This is a genomic window from Massiliimalia massiliensis, from assembly GCF_900155615.1.
GTDB lineage: Bacteria > Bacillota > Clostridia > Oscillospirales > Ruminococcaceae > Massiliimalia > Massiliimalia massiliensis.
This window is the reverse complement of the sequence record NZ_FUHT01000004.1, coordinates 974,523-989,278: the sequence shown is the minus strand read 5'-3', so window position 1 is coordinate 989,278 and position 14,756 is coordinate 974,523. Positions and strand designations below refer to the sequence as shown.

Below are 14,756 nucleotides of genomic sequence, written 5' to 3'. Positions count from 1 at the left end.
TGATATGGAAAGGTGACTGGGAAAATGGGTGAATGCTATCTCAGCTTAGTGTCACTCACATATGCATACAAGGCAAAGGACAGTTTAAGAAGACGAGGAATCAAAAGCCGGATCGTTTATACGCCGAGCTCGGTGAAGTCAAATGGCTGTGGTTATTCTGTCGCGGCCAGCACAGATTACCAAACTGCGGCGCAGATCCTACGTCAAGATGGAATTCAGATTCTAAACTAAATCCTATTGCCTGAGGTGAGATGATGATATATCTGGACAATGCAGCCACAACCTTTCCAAAACCGCAAAATGTCGTCAAAAGTGTGGTAGAAGCAATTAAAATTTATGGTGGGAATCCTGGGAGAAGTGGGCATAGCCTGTCTATGAGGACTTCAGAACAAATTTTCCACGTCCGGGAAGCGGTCGGGGAATTTTTCGGAGTAAGTCCTGAGCGGGTGGTGTTCACTTCTAACTGTTCCCATGCTCTGAACATGGCTATTAAGGGCGTGATGGCGTCCGGCGGACACATTATCACCTCAACGCTGGAGCACAATTCAGTGATGCGGCCCCTGTTTGCGATGAAGCGCAAGGGGATCATCGATTATGACTGTGCGATGGTATATGAAGGGGATTTAGAGGCAACGCTCAAGAGCTTTGCCTCCCTAATCCGTCCGAATACAAAGGCAATTGTCTGTACGCACGCTTCCAATGTCACAGGGCTGATTCTGCCGGTTAAGGAATTGGGAGAGCTCTGCCGCCAGGCGGGGCTTACCTTTATTGTAGACGGCGCTCAGTCGGCGGGAGTACTGCCGGTTAATCTCCAGGAAATGAAGATCGACATTTTCTGTACTGCCGGACATAAGGGACTTTACGGCACTACAGGGACAGGGCTGATGCTGCTTGGCAGTGATCTTGAGATGGATACCATCATGGAGGGCGGGACAGGAAGCGCCTCCTCTTTGCCGCAGCAGCCGGATTTTCTGCCGGATCGTTTCGAAAGCGGAACCATCAATACAGTGGGGATCCTTTCTGTCGGCGCCGGGCTTCACTATGTCTCCGGAATCGGGATTTCGAGAATCTACGAGCATGAATTCGGACTATGCCGCTATTTTTATGAACAGGCTGCTTCCATACCGCAAATCAAGACCTATCATTATTATTTTGAGAAGGGTCGTTTTGCGCCGATTGTCCTGTTCAATGTCGGCAATATGCCGTCCTTCGATGTGGTAGCTGCATTGAACGCCAGAGGAATTTGCGTAAGAGGCGGACTGCACTGCGCTCCATCCTCCCATCGGACGCTGAACACCGAGCAGGGCGGCGCGGTGCGTGTTTCGCCGTCTGCCTTTAATACAAAGCGTGATATGATGAATTTGCTAAGGGAATTAAAACAAATTGCAAAATATTCTGATAAAACTTGAATTTATTCCCTATCCTTGATAGAATAGTGAATAAGGGAAGATTTTAATTTTGACGCCATGGATTGATGGAAAGAAAATAAAGGATGTTTTCAAATGCAAGTAATACAGAGCTTTTTTGATGCAGTATACAGTGTCATGAAGGGTTTTACCGTTTTTGACCTGCTTGATATTGCGTTGATCTCCTATATTGTGTATAAAGCGTTTAAGATTGTACGGGAAACGCGGGCGGAGCAGCTTTTAAAAGGCATATTGCTGCTCTGTCTGGCGTTTTTTGTCGCGAAAATTTTCCGTCTCAAAACAATGGAATTTTTGTTCACGAACCTCTTCCAGATTGGTATCCTGGCCTTGATTGTCCTGTTCCAGCCGGAGCTTCGGAGGGTATTGGAGCGCGTGGGGCGGACCAAGGTATCCCGGGTGTTCGGGACAGAAGGCTCGGACAAGCATGCCGGGGAATGGGAACGGGTGATCCCGATTATTGTAGAGTCGGTGCAGCGCCTTTCTAAAAATACAACCGGAGCTTTGATTGTGATTGAACGCCAGACTAAGCTGGGCGAACAGATTGCCACCGGGGTGGAAATTAATGCGAAGCCCAGTGTAGAGTTGTTTGGGAATATTTTCTTTGTCAATACGCCGCTTCATGACGGGGCCGTTATCATGCGAAATGCCAGGATCCTGGCGGCGGCATGTTTCCTGCCCAAACCGCAGAAGGAGGAGCTGATCGCAACACACCTGGGTTCCCGGCACCGTGCTGCGATTGGGATCAGCGAGGTTTCTGACTCGATTACTATTGTAGTGTCGGAAGAGACTGGAACTGTTTCTGTTGCGGAGAACGGTGAGCTGCAGCGTGGATTTACCAGTGAACGCCTGGCGACCTATCTGCGGGACAAGCTGGTGCCGAAGGTAGACAAGGACAGCAAAAAACACACTTTCCTGAAAGGAAAGAAGAAATGAAAAAGATAAATTTTGATTTCAGCAGATTATTTGAAAACAGTAAATTTCTCAAAATCTGTTCTGTGATTGTAGCGGTTGCGGCCTGGTTTGCAGTGACAACCCTGGTGAGCAACGACGCGGTATCGACAATTAAGGATGTATCAATTTCCACCGATTTGACTGGAACCGCCGCGGAAACAAACGGACTGAGTATTGTGAGCCTTTCGGATGAAACGGTTGATGTGCGGATCACAGGGAAATCCTATCAGATCGGGTTGCTGGAGAAAGAAGATTTTCAGGCGAAGCTGGATTTATCTGAGGTAACCCAGCCCGGACGGTATGAACTGGATGTACAGGTGGAAATGCCGGGTAATTCTAATAATGTAGAATATGAGATTTCCAGGGTGAAGCCGGAAAAGGTGACGGTGGAATTTGACCGCCTGGTTGATTCAACATTGACGCCGGAGGCTTATGTGCCGAATGCTACTGCACCGGCTGGCTGCTTCCTGGAGCAGGCGATGGTATCGCCCAGTGAAATCCCGATTTCCGGGCCGGAATCAGTGATTCAGAAGATCAAAACCGTTCGGGTTGTCAATGAAGATAAAGTGGAGCTGAAAACCTCCCAATCGCTGGACGGAACACTTCAGCTTCTGGATGAGAACGGACATGAGATTGATATGTCACAGCTTACTGTACAGACCGAAGGATATAAGATCACCGTCCCGGTTTACAAGCAGGTTGAAGTACCGCTTACCTTTGATTATATCAATGTACCGGACGGAATTGACATTTCAAAAATTTCCTATGAAATGTCTCAGGAAAAGCTGGTAATCGGCGTTCCGGTGGATGCGGCTGCGGATGTGAAATCAATTTCACTGGGAGAAATTGATTTCAGAAAAATCGACGTCGGGTCGGTATTTAATTTTGACGTATCTCTGCTGGCCGGATACATCAATATTGACGGGGTTGATGAAGTGACGGTTTCTTTCCCCTCGGAGGGAATGGACTATGCCAAGATTTCCTGTGACAATATTGTACTGAAAAATGTTCCGGCTAAATATGATGTAAAGCTGCTGACAACCAAGCTGTCCGGCATTAAATTTGTCGGGGAGGCAAGCGTTGTGGAAAAGCTGAGCCCATCAGACGTAGTGGCAACGGTAGACTTCTCCAATGTCTCGCTTTCTGCTGGGGAAAAGCGGGTTCCGGTGAAGATCACCCTGTCAGGCGAGCAGCAGGCATGGGCGGTTGGTGTAGATTACTCCGTTCTGGTTAAGGTTTCTGCAAAGGATTCATAAGAAAAGCAAACAGGCGGCATGCAGTGTGCCGCCTGTTTTTGTGAAAGGGAAAATCTGGATCAGACAGATTTTCCATGATTTATCGAAAGGACGCCTCTGGAAAGGAATAAGGATTCATATGGCAGTTTTAGTAGCAAATATTATTACCGGCCTGGACGAGCCGGAGCAGGAAGTAATCCGGAAAGGGATTAAAAAGCTGGGAATTGCAAAGCGTCTGATAATTGGGGCGGACATCCACAAAAAATCATTGGACGCGCGCAACAGAAATCGAATTGCTTTTGTCTCCTCCGTTCTGTTTCAGCTTGATCTGGATGAAAGGCAGTTCTGTGAGCGAATGGGGGATCATGACATCCTTTACCGAGAGGAGTTAACCCCCTCTTTTCCGCATGGTGATCAGGTTTTAAATGCTCCGATTGTCGTGGTTGGGTTTGGCCCGGCTGGGCTGTTCTGCGCCTATACGCTGGCAAAAGAGGGTTACCATCCGATTGTGCTGGAACGCGGATATGACGTAGACCATAGAGTGAACGCAGTGGAACGCTTCTGGAAAGAGGGCGTCCTTGACCCTGAATGTAACGTCCAGTTTGGGGAAGGGGGTGCGGGAACCTTTTCCGATGGAAAGCTGACCACCCGGATTTCCGATGACCGCTGCCAGTATATCCTGGAGCAGTTTGTCAATTTTGGCGCGCCGGAAGAAATTGCGGTAAAGGCAAAGCCCCATATCGGGACGGACAAGCTGCGCGGAGTGATCCGGAACATGCGGCTGGAGATTGAACGGCTGGGCGGAGAGGTTCGGTTCGGGCAGAAGCTGGAGAAGGTTCACCGGACAAACGGCCGGATTGCCGGAATCACGGTAAACGGACAAAAGATGGCGGCTGGAGCCTTGGTGGCGGCACTGGGCCACAGCGCGCGGGATACCTTTTCCATGCTTCATGACGAGGGCGTCTGGATGGAACCAAAAAGCTTTTCAGTCGGGATGCGGATTGAGCACCTGCAAAGCAGCATTGACTCTGCGCTTTATGGAAACCTTGCGGGGCATCCGTCCCTGCCGGTGGGGGAATATCAGCTTTCCTACCGGGAAAATGGGCGCGGGGTGTATACCTTTTGTATGTGTCCGGGTGGTGTTGTGGTACCGTCCTCTTCATCGGAAGGCTCAGTTGTGACCAATGGAATGAGCGAATACAGCCGGGATGGCAGAAATGCAAATTCCGCACTGGTTGTCTCTGTTTCCCCAGAAGATTTTGGAACACATCCCCTGGACGGCGTCCGTTTCCAGAAAAGCCTGGAGGAAAAGGCATTTCAGCTCGGCGGAGCGGACTACTGTGCAATCGGAACGACTGCCGGCGATTTCCTCAAAGGGAGAAACCGGTTTCGGCTCAAGCGGGTAGAACCCAGCTATGCGCTTGGCGTGACGCCCTGCCGTCCGGAGGAACTCTTTCCGGCCTTTGTAACTGATATGATGAAAAAGGGTCTGCTGCGCTTTGACAGAAAGCTGAGAGGCTTCGCCGCCGAGGACAGTGTTTTGACCGGGGTGGAAACAAGAACCTCTTCTCCGCTGCGGATTGTCCGGGATTCTGAAACGCTGATGAGCCGGTCGTTGGACGGGCTCTATCCCTGCGGAGAAGGCGCCGGGTATGCCGGCGGGATTATGAGCGCCGCGGTGGACGGCGTCAGGGTCGCTCAGAAAATCATCTCGGTTTACCGGCCATAAAGCCGGAACCGATTTTAATCGGACAGCATAGCATGGTAGTGAGCCGATATCCGGCTCACTGCCATTTTTTCGGAGGAACGGCTATGAAGCTTGGAATCGTGATCCGGTCAGGCAGTTGTCAAAAGGAAAAAATATTAAGCGCATTTCAGCTCATGGAGCATTGTGGGATCGAGCCCTATTTCTGCGTTGTCGGCATGGAAGAGGCCGGGAAGCTCTTTTCTCCCTCAGCCAGGCCTGTGCTTCCGGTTTGGGTTTGCTGCCATGACCTGCTCAGCAACCAGGATGTTCTGGTTCCAATGGGACGGCATGGCCTCCGCGCCGCGCGCCTAAAACGGTATGCAAAACGCGGAAAGCCGATTTGGTTCCGGGATATGCTGTTAACCAACCAGTACATAAAGGGAACTGCCGTCCTGCGCTTTCTGCATCAGGTCGGTTGTGACCGCTACCTCGTTCTGGGTGGGACTTATGAATTTGAACAGAATGCACATTGCCTTCTTTGGAATCTGGAGCAGTTTGCCCCGGACTCTGAGGATTCAGTGAGAAAAGCAGAAGGCGTGCTCTGCGATTTCTGCTATTTTACTGAATCCTGAAACTGCCTTGAAAAAGAAAGCCGGCAGGCCCTGCGGCCTGCCGGCTTTTCTGGTATTTGATTTAGAATCCAAAGTATCGCAGGGCATTGTAATAGCAGATATCCTGTACCATTGCGCCAAGGGCGGGGAGATCGTCCGGATATTTTCCGTCCTCGACCCACCTGCCGATCACATCGCAGAGAATCCGCCGGAAATATTCATGGCGGGTATAGGACAGGAAGCTGCGTGAATCGGTGAGCATTCCGACAAAATTCCCCAAAACACCGCCATTGGCAAGATCAGTAAGCTGCTTGCGCATTCCGTATTCGTGATCATTGAACCACCAGGGACAGCCGAGCTGCAGCTTTCCGGCTGTTTCCGGTCCCTGGAAACAGCCGATGATGGTGGAGATCATGTCGTTGTCGTTGGGATTGAGGGAATATACAATTGTCTTGGGGAGCGCCCTGTCGGAGTCCAGCGCGTTCAAAAACGGGGCGAGCCCGTCCGCGCAGTGTCCCGGCGCGATGGAATCGAATCCGGTATCCGGGCCCAAGGTTTTGTAATAGCGGTCATTGCAGTTTCGGGCCGCGCCGTAATGGAGCTGCATTACAATACCGCGCTTTGCATATTCCTTACCCAAAAAGAGAAGGAGGGCGGTCTGATAGGCTTCGATTTCTTCTGTTGTCAGGCCCGCGCCCCCGATACGTTTCTGATAGATGGCTTCGACCTCTTCGCGGGAAGCAGGCCGATAGACCACCGCGTCCAGTCCATGGTCGGAAACCCTGCACCCCAGTTCCTGGAAGAAGTCAAGCCGGGCTGAGAGCGCGTGGCAGACTCCGTCAAAGGAACGGGTGGAAATTTTGCTTTTTTCTGCAAGCTTCTCTAGATAATCAGAAAAATCGGACTTCCCGATATTGACAGCCCGGTCAGGACGGAACGCCGGGTAGACGGCAACAGGGAAGGTCGGGTCAGACGCAATTTCCTGGTGGTATTCCAGAGAATCGATGGGATCGTCGGTTGTGCAGATAACCTTAACGTTTGCACGGGTGATCATCTTGCGGACGCTCAGCCCGGAGCGGAGCGCCTGATTGCACCTTGTCCAAATTTCCTCCGCGTTTTCTCCATTGAGCGGGAAATGGACGTCAAAATAGCGCTGAAGCTCAAGATGCGTCCAGTGGTAGAGCGGGTTGCCGATCAGTTTGGGCAGGGTGTTTGCCCACATCTGGAATTTTTCCCGGTCGGACGAGTCTGCTCCGGTAATCTGATCCTCCGGCACACCGTTCGCGCGGATCGTCCGCCATTTATAGTGGTCGCCGCCCAGCCATACCTGGGTAATAGTATCAAATGTACGGTCTTTCGCAATCTCTGCCGGATTGATGTGGCAGTGGTAATCAATGATCGGCATCTGTTCCGCATAGTCGTGATAGAGCGTTTTTGCCGTATCGTTGGACAGCATAAAATCCTGATCCATAAATGCTTTTTTCATAATCATGCATACAGCTTTCGCCGGGGCGAAAGCACTCCTTTCCCGAGGGATGATAGCTGTTATTCCTGCTGTGGCGGTATTCTTCTAGGTTGATTATACCTCTTTTTCGGGAATGAAACAAGTAGAACTCCGGCAAGGTTGACAAGAAAAATGAAAGAAGATAGAATAAAAGAAAAACAGGCGCGGAAAATTGCCCGCGCTGCATTCAATAGAATAGAAAGGAACCTCCCGTAGCTGGCAGGGAGATGGTGGTTTAGATGGGAAGTTGGATAACGGGAAAAACAGCCCTGCTGGGACTGTTTGGCTCGCCGGTAGAGCACAGTGTTTCCCCGGTAATGCATAATACGGCGTTTGAGGCACTGGGACTGGATTTCGCATATCTTGCGTTTGAGATTGGAACGGATGACGCCGGAAAAGCGATTGAGGCGCTTAGAACCTTCCGGATGCGCGGTGCAAACGTCACAATGCCCTTAAAGGCGGCGGTCGTTCCTTATCTGGACAAATTGACTCCAGCGGCGAAGCTGATCGGCGCCGTGAACACGATTGTCAATGATAACGGCGTCCTAACCGGGCATATTACCGATGGGGAAGGATACATGATGTCGGTAAGAGACGCAGGACTTGACCCGGCCGGAAAAAAGATGACTCTAGCTGGGGCAGGCGGCGCTGCAAAAGCAATCTGTGTACAGGCGGCGCTGGACGGGGTGAAAGAGCTATCGGTCTTTAACCGCGACCGGGAAAAGGCAGAGAAGCTAGCGGAGCTGATAAACCGGAATACTGACTGCCGGGCAAAGGCGTTTGGCCTGGACGAGAAGGAAGCCCTGCGCCGGGAGCTTGCAGAAAGCTGCCTGTTTGCCAATGCGACCCGCGTCGGTATGGCGCAGATGGAGGGACAGAGCGTAATTCCGGAAACGGATTTCTTTCATTCGGGGCTGGCGGTAACCGACGCGATCTATGAGCCGGAAAAAACAAGATTACTTCAGATGGCGGAAGCGGCCGGATGCCGGACGCTGAACGGGCTGGGGATGGTGCTGTTCCAAGGGGCGGCAGCCTTCCGGCTTTGGACAGGCCGGGAGATGCCGGTAGAATTAGTCAGAAAAAAGCTTTTCCAGAAGTAAGAAAAAAGCAGGGTTTGGAAATACCCTGCTTTTTGTTTTTGATTTAGCACTTTCTTTCACCGGGGATTTATGTTAAAATAGTAACTTGGAACGAATAGAAAGGAAACGGAAAATCCATGGTAGGAAAAGAGTTTTTAGCTCTGAAACGGAGAATTTTGGAGCAGGAATACAGTCGCTTAAACGATTGTCAGAGACAGGCGGTTTATCAGGTGAACGGGCCGCTGCTGATCCTTGCAGGCGCGGGCAGCGGAAAAACGACGGTTCTGGTTAACCGGATCGGGCATCTGCTGGAATTCGGAAACGCCTGGTTTGACGAGGCGATGCCGTATGGAATCACGGATGATGATTTTAATTTTTTGGAGGGCTATGCAGGCGGAAAGCGGGAAAACAGGGAACGGATGGTATCCCTGATCTCCTCGCCAACGGTAAGGCCCTGGAACGTGCTGGCGATTACCTTTACCAATAAAGCGGCGAATGAGCTGAAGGAACGGCTGATTAACCGTTTGGGAGAACCGGGCGCCGACGTGCGTTCCGGAACCTTCCACTCGATCTGTGTGCGGATTCTGCGCAGGGAGATCGGCGCTTTGGGATATACCTCATCCTTCACCATCTATGATACGGACGACAGCATCCGCGTCCTCAAGGACTGTATTGCGGATCTTGGCGTAAGCGATAAGATGTTCCCGCCGAAAAGCTGTCTGGGCGAGATCAGCCGCAGGAAGGACAGTATGCAGTCTCCGCAGGAATTTTTAGCAGAATCGGAATCGGATTTCCGGCTGAAAACAATTGCAACTATTTACCAGCAGTACCAGAAACGGCTCAAAGCCTCCAACGCGGTGGATTTTGACGATATTATCCTTTTGACGGTGCAGCTTTTTGAACAGTATCCGGACGTGCTGGAGCATTATCAGAACCTGTTCAAATACATATTGGTGGACGAATATCAGGACACCAACCAGCTTCAGTACCGGCTGGTAAGCCTGCTGTCCCATCGGCATCAGAACCTCTGTGTTGTCGGGGACGACGATCAGAGCATCTACCGGTTCCGCGGCGCTACCATTGAAAATATCCTGAGCTTTGAGCATCAGTTTGCCAATGCGGTTGTGATTCGTCTGGAGCAGAACTACCGTTCTACCCAGAATATCCTGGACGCGGCGAACGCGGTCATCAGGCACAATATGGGGCGGAAGGGCAAAAATCTCTGGACGCAGAACGGGTCAGGCGCAAAAGTAACCCTGTTCCGTGGACGGGACGATTATGAAGAAAGCCGCTTTATTACTGATATGATCCAGGACAATGTGCAGGCTGGCCGGCATTTTTCCGACCATGCCATCCTCTACCGGATGAACGCACAGTCAAACCAGATTGAGCGCAGCTTAATCAAGAGCGGGATCGACTATAAAATTGTCGGCGGAACAAAATTCTTTGAACGGAAAGAAATTAAAGATGTCCTTGCCTATTTGCAGGTGATTAATAACCATTCGGACAGCGTACGGCTGAAGCGAATCATCAACGAGCCGAAGCGTGGGATTGGCGGCAGTACGGTCAAAGCAGTGGAAGGAATTTCCCTTCAGACCGGGATCAGCATGTTTGAGATCATGCGTACAGCCGACACCTACGGCGTGCTGTCAAAAAAGGCAAAGGCTCTGCAGCAGTTTGTTGAGATGATTGAGGGTCTGACGGAGCTCGCCTTGACGCTTCCGCTGGATGAGCTGCTGGACGAGCTGATGGGCGAAACCGGTTACCGGATCGCGCTGACGGCACAGGGCGTAGAAGGCCAGGTGCGGCTGGAAAACATTGAAGAGCTGAAAACCAACCTGGTCAAATACAGTGAGGAAAACGGCGATGAAGCAACGCTGTCCGGTTTCTTGGAAGAGGTTTCCCTGTATACAGACCTCGACAGCATGAACGCATCGGACGACAAGGTGATTCTGATGACGATCCATTCCGCCAAAGGGCTGGAATTCCCGATTGTGTTCCTGATCGGGATGGAGGACGGGATTTTCCCGAGCTACAATTCTTTGCAGAGCCAGGAGGAACTGGAGGAAGAACGCAGGCTTGCCTATGTGGGCATCACCCGCGCGAAGGAGCAGCTCTACCTGACCAATGCGGGACAGAGGATGATGTTCGGGAACACCTCACGAAACCTCCCGTCCCGGTTTTTGAAGGAATTGCCGGAAGAGGTGCTCGAATACAAGGATAATACCATCCGCTCCTTCCAGACAGCAATGCAGCAGACAGCGCCAAAACGCCCGGCTGCGGCCAGGCCGGCGGCAGCGGGGCTGGCCGGATTTGGAACCAAGCGGGAGACAGTTTCGGTTGACTTCGCGCCGGGGGATACTGTCCGGCACAAGGTGTTTGGAACAGGGATGGTGCTTTCCATGACGCCGATGGGGAATGACACATTGATTGAAGTGGCCTTTGATAAGGTCGGGACAAAAAAAATTATGGCTAATTTTGCAAAGCTGGCAAAGCTTTAAGATCCTTACAGAACCACTCAGCAGACCTTCTGGAAGCGGGAAGGAGGCAACGGTGGTTCTGTTTTTTGTTGTGAATATGCTCAAAAAAGGGCGAAAAACTTCTCTCAGGTTCCAACAGCTTTATTCCTTTACTATTCTGAATGAACTGTGATATAATTGGCTTAATGCGTTCTTAATATAACCGGTTTTTCTGTTCTCGGGTCAACGCAGATAAGCAGTATGCCATTTGCTGCCAAACTTTGTTAAGAGGGGGAAGAAACAGTGAGCAAAACAGCTTTACAAAAATCTGAAAGCAAACAATTTTACCGTTCTGTGTTCACTTTAGTAATGCCAATGGCATTACAGAACCTGATTAATACGGCGGTGACTTCTGCGGACGTTATCATGCTTGGAAAAGTAAGTGAAACAGTCCTGTCGGCGGCCTCACTTGCAAATCAGGTCTATTTTATTATGACGTTGATCATGTTCGGTCTAACCTCCGGAGCAGCGGTATTGACCGCTCAGTATTGGGGAAAACAGGACACCCGCACCATTGAAAAGGTGATGGGGATCACCATGCGGATTTCCATCTGCGTAGGATTGTTGTTCTTCGTGATCGTAACGGTGTTCCCGCGGTATGCAATGCTGGTGTTTACATCAGAGGAGCCGGTGATCCAGGAGGGGATCAAGTACTTACGCTCGGTAGGTATTTCCTATCTGTTTTCATCTGTTACCATTATCTACCTGAATATCATGCGAAGCGTCGAGCGGGTTGTGATTTCAACTGTTATTTACCTGGTATCATTGATTGTCAATATCATCGTAAACTCACTGCTCATTTTTGGACTGCTTGGTTTTCCAAAGCTCGGGATCATCGGCGCCGGGATCGGAACGAGCGTGGCGAGGGCAGTGGAGCTTTGTATTACGATTGTCTACGCGAAGCGGTTTAACACTACCATACGATGGCGGTTCAGGGACTTGTTTGTCAAGGATCATCTGTTGTTCGGAGATTTTCTGCGCTATTCCATCCCCGTTACGCTCAACGAGCTGTTCTGGGGCCTGGGAAGCTCCATGAACTCGGTAATTATCGGGCACTTGGGAAGCGCGGCAGTGGCGGCAAACTCTGTTGCGCAGGTGACGAGACAGCTTGCCATGGTAGTCGCTTTTGGGATTGCGAACGCGACTGCGATCATGCTCGGCAAGCAGATTGGCGCCGGGCAGACAGAGCAGGCGGAACAGAATTCAAAACGCTTTATCAAAATTACGCTTATCTTTTCACTCATTGGCGCTGCAATTATTCAGATTGTGCGCCCGATTGCGATGGCAAACCTTACGCTCAGTCCGGAAGCGCAGGGCTACCTGTCCATGATGATGTTCGTCATGACCTATTTCTGCATTGCGCAGGCATTTAATACAACGGTTGTTGTTGGAATTTTCCGGGCCGGCGGTGATACCAAATTCGGACTGTTAATGGATGTGAGCACCATGTGGGGCTGCTCGCTTCTGATCGGGGCTTTGGCTGCCTTTGTATTCCATTGGCCGCTCACGGTAGTCTATGTGATTTTAATGATTGACGAGGTGCTGAAGGTACCGATGTCCATCTGGCGCTACCGAAAGAAATACTGGCTGAAAGATGTTACTCGGTAAAGTTTTGGATTGAAATTACAATTCCTGTATGTTATACTAAAGTCAAATAGGTGGAAGGGGTATGCTTCATGATTTGTCGAAATTGCGGGCAGGAATTTGACGGGAATTTTTGTCCGGAGTGCGGAATGCCGGCTCCGCAGCCGAGTCCGGAACCGGTCATTACACAGGACGAACCGGCACAGCCGGATTTGAGCGACGGATACGCCAATAATACTGCTTCACAGCCGACGCCGGATGTGGAACAGCCGTTTCAGCCGTCGTCTCCAGGAGTGTCATTGGGAAATAATCCACCGCAGCAGCCTTATTATCAGAATAATATGCAAGGATATCAAAATGCTCCCGGACAGCCAGGATGGAATAATCAGCCGCAGCCAGGACAGCCCTGGAACAACGGCCCTATGGGACAGCCGCCCAAGAAAAAACATACCGGTTTGATCATTGGCTGTGTGATCGGCGGCGTGGTTTTAATTGTTGTGATTCTGTTCATTCTGATTTTCAGTGTTACTAACGGAATCAGAAATGCTGTCTCAAGCGGGGATATGGGTGGCGATACAGCCTATTCGCAGAGCTTGCCGGAGGAGGACGATATCTCTTCTGAGCCGGAACAGCCTGCCGCCTTGTCTCAGCCGTCGGATGACGAGCTCCAATATTATTCCTCCGGGGAGTATTTGGTGGGAACTGACCTGCCTGCCGGAGAATATCTCGTTATTTCTGAGAGCGAATGGGGCAGTTATCTGGAGGTCCGCAATGACACCAACTGGATGGAAATTGACGATGAATTTATCACAAACGACAGCTTTGACAACCGTACCTTTGTGGCGGTGGAAGACGGAACTTACCTGCAGCTGAGAGACTGCAAAGCGGTTCTTGCGAGTGAAGCGCCCGCCTTTTCAGGAGAGAATGGCTATCCTGAAGGCACTTACCGTGTCGGCATTGATATTCCGGCCGGAACGTATACTGTTTCACAGCTTGACCCGGATTTCTCGGGTTACTATGAAATCCGAAATAACATCTCCAACAGCATCAGCAATATCCTTGAAAATGATAACTTTGAGGGTGAAGCTACGATTACCGTGACAGACGGGCAGTATTTGACGCTTAGCCTCTCTGAAATCAAGCCTTAAAATGAAAAATATTCGATAAAGAAAATCCCTGCGGATCATCCGCAGGGATTTTCTTACTTGAGTATGTTGTCATATCCCAGTTAGTCGCAATCACAAATATCTTCTTCGTCACAGTCTTCTTCGTTCAAACGGGGAGGAAAGAACTCGTTGACTGGGAACTTAATCCGTTTAAATAATTCGCACGGATCGTCGTTAGTCTGTACGCATTCTTTGTCAGGAATGCTGAAATCATAGACCGGGATCATCATCTGAACGGTGCGTTCCAAAGAGACGATTGAGAAGACGCCTAATGTTACTTCAACAATACGGGATGTTTCCATCGGGCAGAAACAGCCGTCAAACTTCCCGGCCACAGAAATCGGCACATTGATCGCGCAGTCTCTCGGTGGGCAGCAATCCAGCATTCTGCAGGACAGACAGATCGGCTGCACTACCTGTACGGTAGCGCGGGGGGTAACATCCTTTCCATAAGTACAGGACGGGTTGCAGGAGCAGGTCTGATCCGATGTAAAGACATTGACGTTTCCTTCACTGCCGTAAAGAATGACCTTTTTAGTGAACACCGCCAACCCGTCGACAGCGGTTGGTGTCAAGCAGGGCATCTGGAATACATCCAGTTGTACTGCAAAATAGAATGTCATGTCAACGGAATAAAATCCCTTATTAAAGGGAACAGATTCTACATCCATTAAAACGTCGACGACCTGTACGCCGCGGCATTTTACATTGGTTGCTTCCTCAATTTTAGCCTGTGCGGTATCTGGGAAATAAACCCGTAAGTGGTCGATGCAATCCTTGTCTGAACAGGAATCGTAGATTCTGCCAGCATTTACGCATACCGCTTCTTTAAAGTTTCCGCAATTTCCCTGAGCAGCAAAATTATTATCGGGCATATGAATCCTCCTAGTAATGTATTAAGCGTTTGGCTTTATTACATACTATGAAAAAACTGAGATTTGGTGCACTTTTTCAAAGAAATTATAAAAATATATCTTTTCTCAGGAATAATTG

Annotated in this window: 12 protein-coding genes; 10 read left to right on the top strand and 2 right to left on the bottom strand. The window is 50.2% G+C overall.

From position 1 onward, the window contains the following. Positions 1–24: 24 nt before the first annotated feature. The 6 genes from CZ360_RS13335 to CZ360_RS13310 all read left to right on the top strand — a co-directional run bounded on the left by CZ360_RS13335 (position 25) and on the right by CZ360_RS13310 (position 5,932). Complete coding sequence (locus CZ360_RS13335; RefSeq protein ID WP_077534702.1) at positions 25–231, top strand: putative Se/S carrier protein; 207 nt, start codon at positions 25–27, stop codon at positions 229–231. Positions 232–251: 20 nt separating this feature from the next. After that, entirely contained in the window at positions 252–1,409 is a 1,158-nt protein-coding gene (locus CZ360_RS13330; RefSeq protein ID WP_324612714.1) for an aminotransferase class V-fold PLP-dependent enzyme, read from the top strand. Positions 1,410–1,502: 93 nt separating this feature from the next. Then, positions 1,503–2,360, top strand: coding sequence for a diadenylate cyclase CdaA (gene cdaA / locus CZ360_RS13325; RefSeq protein ID WP_077534700.1), 858 nt, complete (start codon positions 1,503–1,505; stop codon positions 2,358–2,360). Beyond that, positions 2,357–3,634 carry a CdaR family protein gene (locus CZ360_RS13320; protein WP_077534699.1) on the top strand — a complete coding sequence of 426 codons (1,278 nt, stop codon included), beginning with the start codon at positions 2,357–2,359 and terminating at the stop codon, positions 3,632–3,634. The genes cdaA and CZ360_RS13320 overlap by 4 nt, the downstream gene beginning before the upstream one ends. A gap of 118 nt (positions 3,635–3,752) precedes the next feature. Next, a complete protein-coding gene (locus CZ360_RS13315; protein WP_077534855.1) occupies positions 3,753–5,342 on the top strand; it encodes an NAD(P)/FAD-dependent oxidoreductase in 1,590 nt (529 codons plus the stop codon). An 83-nt stretch (positions 5,343–5,425) separates the two neighbouring features. After that, positions 5,426–5,932, top strand: a complete 507-nt coding sequence (locus tag CZ360_RS13310; RefSeq protein ID WP_077534698.1) for a hypothetical protein — start codon at positions 5,426–5,428, stop codon at positions 5,930–5,932. 61 nt (positions 5,933–5,993) lie between these two features. On the opposite strand, the gene uxaC is transcribed toward CZ360_RS13310, so the two are convergent. Beyond that, entirely contained in the window at positions 5,994–7,397 is a 1,404-nt protein-coding gene (uxaC, locus tag CZ360_RS13305) for a glucuronate isomerase (protein ID WP_077534854.1), read from the bottom strand. Positions 7,398–7,654: 257 nt separating this feature from the next. On the opposite strand from uxaC, the gene CZ360_RS13300 reads away from it, so the two are divergent. From CZ360_RS13300 to CZ360_RS13285, 4 genes are all read left to right on the top strand, one after another. Then, the gene (locus CZ360_RS13300; RefSeq protein ID WP_077534697.1) at positions 7,655–8,515 is read left to right on the top strand and encodes a shikimate dehydrogenase; all 861 of its coding nucleotides are present in this window, start codon (positions 7,655–7,657) and stop codon (positions 8,513–8,515) included. A gap of 116 nt (positions 8,516–8,631) precedes the next feature. Further along, complete coding sequence (locus tag CZ360_RS13295) at positions 8,632–10,995, top strand: ATP-dependent helicase (protein WP_077534696.1); 2,364 nt, start codon at positions 8,632–8,634, stop codon at positions 10,993–10,995. Between the two features lie 327 nt (positions 10,996–11,322). Then, entirely contained in the window at positions 11,323–12,621 is a 1,299-nt protein-coding gene (locus tag CZ360_RS13290; protein WP_077534853.1) for an MATE family efflux transporter, read from the top strand. Between the two features lie 68 nt (positions 12,622–12,689). Continuing rightward, positions 12,690–13,745 carry an Rv1352/Rv1906c domain-containing protein gene (locus CZ360_RS13285; protein WP_077534695.1) on the top strand — a complete coding sequence of 352 codons (1,056 nt, stop codon included), beginning with the start codon at positions 12,690–12,692 and terminating at the stop codon, positions 13,743–13,745. An 80-nt stretch (positions 13,746–13,825) separates the two neighbouring features. Here CZ360_RS13285 and CZ360_RS13280 read toward each other — a convergent pair whose 3' ends face one another. Then, entirely contained in the window at positions 13,826–14,638 is an 813-nt protein-coding gene (locus CZ360_RS13280; protein WP_205411127.1) for a hypothetical protein, read from the bottom strand. Positions 14,639–14,756: the final 118 nt, after the last annotated feature.